The following is a 4,470-nucleotide window of genomic DNA, read 5'->3' on the forward strand; positions in this document are numbered from 1 at the left end:
CTATCGCCGTGTCACTGTATTGAAATCCCCGACCTCGACCACCATGGTGTTCAGTGTGACACCAGAGGTTGAGCGCCTGCTCGTCTATCCAAAAAGTCAGTGAGCCTCGGTTGGTCAACGCCTTGTTATATTCCGGCCAATTGGTAATGCGAGATTTAGATTTGCCCATCTGATAGCGGTTCCTGCGTGGTATTCACAGGATCTGATCGCATCTGAGACGGAAGGTTCATTCATTTAGGCAACAACGCCCATACGATAAACAAAATATAAAATAAACTAATATACCTTATAGCGCAAAGTTATAGGGGGACACCGAGTACCGGCTCACAGATCTCACACAAGCCGTTAACAAAATCACCTTCTGGAATTCCCCCCAAAAAAAACATTCAACATCACAGAGCTACAAAATAATTAAAAGTACTGACACTTAACACCTACCCCCTAGATAATTTCTCTTATAATCAATTAGTAGGCTTTGTCTGTGCAAATGGCTTTGTTTCCTAAATCGAACCAACAAACAAAGCTTCCTCAACTGTTTAAGTATTAGTCAAAATACTGTGTTTCAGGCATACCTAGCCTAGTCAGTTTGTTTAACGCTTTGATCATGGCTAAGCTTCCCCTACTTGAGCATTGTAATTTCTCATGCTCAAGCTGCCGCCGAGCAACTGCTTTATCCGATGCATGGCGGTTTCATAGATGGAACGACGATGGTAGCCATAACGTTTCTTCCACTTTTTATTTGAGCCGTAAAGCTTTTGAAAACTCACTGCCAAATTGCGTGGATGACCTTATTCCCAATAGGCTGCACCATCGTGTGGGGGAATAAAGCTAAAGGCCCGTTTACGGCGGATAACTGCGCGGCACTCTTGCGTATCATAGGCTCCATCTCCTGAAATCGTATGGATTTTCCGGTGGGTTTGTTTGAGCAAGTTTGGCAGCACTTCAGCATCAGCCACATTGGATAAACTAAGCTCAGCGGCAATAATTTCGTGAGTATGAGTGTCAACGGCAATATGCAGTTTGCGCCAAACTCGGCGCTTGCCATCCGTACCATGCTTCTTCACTTTCCATTCTCCTTCGCCATAGATCTTTAGCCCTGTGGCATCGATAGCTAAGTGCTGAATGATGCCCCGAGTCTTAGTTTTAAAAGAGATGTTAACTGTCTTAGCGCGTTTGCTGATACAGGTGTAATGGGGAATGGCACGTTTGCCAGTTTAAACACGGAATTGATAAAGCCTTGCAGGGCTCGCAATAGCATAGAAAAAATACGCTTTACCATGAGTGCGGTGGTGATCGCTAAATCACTAAACACAAGCGGCCGACCTTTTTTGCCTAGTTCAGTTGTGGCTTACCAAGCGGAGATGGCTTCATCATCAATCCAGAAGGTCAGCGAACCACGGTTAATCAATGCTTGATTGTACTGTTTCCAGTTGGTTGTTTTATAGCGAGGCTTTGGCACGGTTGATTTATGAGTCTGTGAATGATGTCGATCTGGTGATTAGCTACAGATTTAGTTCAATCAATTTAGGAAACAAAGCCCATCCCAGAGCAAAATGACGAACAAATTCAGGTCATATTTTACATCTGCCTAGCCCCAAAACATCAATGAAGGCTTAGCCCCTTAGCCTATCAGAAAATATGCCAGCAGATCTGTTCATGCTATCTCCCTGCGTAATTGCCCCCCCTAAAACCCTATTTTAATAGCAATCAGTGCTTTTGCATCGAACTTCACAGAACGGGTTTTATTTATTTTATATAAATATCATATGGATTAATGAAAACTGGTTGACAATGGTTGCACTGTTATCGAAGAGAGAAGCGAAGCAAATTTCTGGCATCAAGGTCCACCTTGCTGCGTATCCAGCATTCGAATTCGTAAAATCACTACGATTTCTATTTTCTGATGCGATAAAAAAAGGGTTGCTCAACGAAAAGTTGCTAAATGAAGCAGTCATTCTTCAAGGGAAAATTATCGAAACCGAACTACATATTTTTGCAGGTTTCGAATCCATGATATTTGATTTTGCCAATCTCAACCTTCTTGATACCACAGTGCTCATACATCAAGATATCGCCGATGAGGATATAAAACTATTTGCATGGAAAAATGTGCTGTACCAGACTTTACTAAGCTCAGTCTCAAGCGACTATCTAGACTTAATCCATTCGAATATCAATGCAAAAATTCCATCAGACGTTGCTAATAAGCTCTACTACCACTCACATCTAAGCGAAGAATTATTAGCCAAAATGACAGGCAAAGCTAAAAATACTATCGCCAAGCAAAAGTCTCGTCACAAGCCCCCTCGACAAGAAATGTCTATTTCACTTTTTGAACAAGTCGTCGGAGAGGCCGATGACCGTTGATTCTGAGCTTTCAAGATTTAATATTGAAACATTAAAAAATGCCTTAAATAATGCATTCCCTGAAGAATTGACTGATTATCACTTCTGTATTGCAGATGAAATAATTAACCTAATAGAAGTCTTAAGTCATCGCTACCAGAGAGACTTCCCAGAGCTGACTACAATAAAATTTTTAGCTAAAAAAAAGGTAAAAAACACACAAACAGATCTTGAAGCACATAAAAATAACCTCTCATTTTTGTATCAAGTGCTAGTGAAGAAAAAGCAACTCGAGAAATATTATTTTAGCGCCTTTATAGCAAGCGTCATGCGTTCCCCCTCTCAAGACCACCAACAATTTGAACAATATAAGGCGATAACGTTGTTGGTCTGTGCAAAGTTATACACTATGGGGAGACATGAGTCGGCGATCAAATCTGTCTGCAATGAAATTAGGCAATGGTCTCTAGGGAAAAGAAATGAGCTATCCAATAATCTGCCTGATGTTATTGATAGTGAGATGAAAAAATTAATTGATGAGCTAGATCTAAAAAGAAAGGAAAAACTAGAAGTTAACAAGGGTTCAAAAGTTGGACATCAAATATCAAACATCTATGTTCCTTATAATGACAGCTACAACCACAATAAAGGCATTTTACGAGGTACTACACTACGAGATCCTGGAGCTCCCAGAACAAGGCTAATTATCAATCCTGTAGAAAATGATGGCTCAGATACTGTTACTGAATTTATAGAGGTTCAAACACATCAAGAAGGCTGGGCAACAGAAGAAGCCTCATCAGAGCATAAGAAAAAGATGTTTTTGATATCGATGATGATGCCTAATAAAAGTGGTTATGCAGTACAGAAGTTACGCGCTCAAGCGATTAGTAATAAAATATTAAAAAACCACATGTGCCTTCCATGTGATATCCAGCAAGCAACGAAATTTGAAATTAGAACATTACTTTCATATTGCATGGACCCTGAAAAAGTTTGCGAGAAAACGCGCTCATTCCTGCTGGCATCTTTAACATTAGGCTCATCATTAGAGCGTGTTAGCCAGCGAAAGTATGACGATAAAACCAACAGTTTAATACAAGAGCACAAGCTACCAACCCAGAACCAACGCAAGCCAATAATTAAGCTGATATCACCAACTCAGACAACATTTTTCATTAGGTTACCATTCGATATAAAAACAATTTTGTTGAATGACTTAGACGATTTAACATTGAGAAAAATCTCTAAACTACTGAGTTATATTAATAAAAAACACGGAATAAATTTAGCCGAAAATAAAATATCATCCTACCTACGTCATACACTAAAACAGGAGTCAATAGATCCAACAATTATCGCGCTAATTGAAGGTAAAACGACTAAAACCGTACCCGAACTATCCTACACTCACTTATATGAGCTAGATGTAAATCAGATATATTGTCGTTTTTTATTGTATTTAGAGAACTTATCAAGCAAGTCGCATAAATTTGAACCCAACAATCAACATGATCATCAAGATAAACACCCCATCGGCAGCCCGCTAGTGATGAATGATGAAATTTTGGGAAAGTTTTTCAGAACCTTAGAAAAAAATATATCTGATATTTCAAACCGATACTCTCAACAGCAACATAACTTCATCACTTACTATGTGTTATTTACTCTTGCAATATCCTCAGGCTATCGACCCGTTACAGGATGGTTTGGAAAAATCACTGACTATAATTTATTCAACTCGACATTTTGGATCTCTGACAAAGAAATGCATCAAGCACTATCGGGTCGAATGATCATTCTTCCTGAGATTGCAGTGAGTATTTTGAAACACTACTTACGCTATTTAAAAGCTGGAAAAGTTGACTCCATGAGCCCCCCTGTGTCAGGATTGTTGTCACCCCTAAATAATCATTATGTTTAAAGACAGGGTGCGGCAAAAGAGAACGATATGGCTCGGTATTCACCAGAACGTAAAGAGGCGATCCTTAAAAAATTATTACCTCCTCACAACTTAACGGTCGCAGAGGTCGCTCGGGAAGAAGGCATCGCGGTGCAAACCTTGTATCATTGGCGAGATATTGCCAGAAAAGAAGGTCGCCCCGTGCCAGGTAAAACATTAAC

General features: G+C 39.8%; 4 protein-coding genes and 1 pseudogene. 3 read left to right on the top strand and 2 right to left on the bottom strand.

From position 1 onward, the window contains the following. Together L5M18_RS22700 and L5M18_RS23545 are read right to left on the bottom strand one after the other, a co-directional pair. Positions 1–169, bottom strand: a 169-nt coding sequence (locus tag L5M18_RS22700) for a transposase (protein WP_011711619.1), incomplete at its 3' end; no start/stop codon positions are given. 619 nt (positions 170–788) lie between these two features. Next, positions 789–1,279, bottom strand: a pseudogene (locus tag L5M18_RS23545) (IS5 family transposase). A 506-nt stretch (positions 1,280–1,785) separates the two neighbouring features. Between L5M18_RS23545 and L5M18_RS22710 the strand changes: the two are divergent. The 3 genes from L5M18_RS22710 to L5M18_RS22720 form a co-directional block, all read left to right on the top strand. Continuing rightward, positions 1,786–2,367 (top strand): hypothetical protein, encoded by a 582-nt coding sequence (locus L5M18_RS22710; RefSeq protein WP_263198684.1) that lies wholly within the window; start codon positions 1,786–1,788, stop codon positions 2,365–2,367. Further along, positions 2,357–4,270, top strand: coding sequence for a hypothetical protein (locus tag L5M18_RS22715; RefSeq protein ID WP_263198685.1), 1,914 nt, complete (start codon positions 2,357–2,359; stop codon positions 4,268–4,270). Before L5M18_RS22710 ends, L5M18_RS22715 begins: the two co-directional genes overlap by 11 nt. A gap of 27 nt (positions 4,271–4,297) precedes the next feature. Further along, on the top strand, positions 4,298–4,470 hold a 173-nt coding region (locus L5M18_RS22720; protein WP_263179001.1), incomplete at its 3' end, for a transposase.

Source organism: Shewanella sp. SM20, assembly GCF_025654545.1.
GTDB lineage: Bacteria > Pseudomonadota > Gammaproteobacteria > Enterobacterales > Shewanellaceae > Shewanella > Shewanella oncorhynchi.

Coding starts and splice junctions, on each gene's coding strand:
- L5M18_RS22715 (WP_263198685.1), top strand. CDS start 2,357: ATGACCGTTGATTCTGAGCTTTCAAGATTTAATATTGAAACATTAAAA.